Raw genomic sequence first — 214 nt, forward strand, 5'->3', positions numbered from 1 at the left:
GCTGATTTTCTTACGCCGCAGTTCATCGTGACAGAGCCGGGTGTCGTAAGCGCCGTCTGCCGATGCTGCCCTGATTTTTCTGTGAGTCTGCCGGATAAGACCCGGGAAGGCCTCTGAGTCCGTAACGTTGTTCAGCGACAGGTCAGCGCAGATGATTTCATGTGTTTTACTGTCAACGGCGAGATGCAGCTTACGCCAGATACGGCGGCGTTCC

At 55.6% G+C, this 214-nt stretch carries 1 protein-coding gene; it reads right to left on the reverse strand.

Features of this window, described 5'->3' with window-relative positions; all coding sequences use genetic code 11:
* A partial coding sequence (locus ACLH1I_RS26750; RefSeq protein ID WP_334616723.1) for a transposase occupies positions 1 to 214 on the reverse strand: 214 nt, incomplete at both ends.

It is taken from the genome of Klebsiella sp. 1SOBk10mer (assembly GCF_046602535.1).
GTDB classification, from domain to species: Bacteria; Pseudomonadota; Gammaproteobacteria; order Enterobacterales; family Enterobacteriaceae; genus Klebsiella; species Klebsiella quasipneumoniae.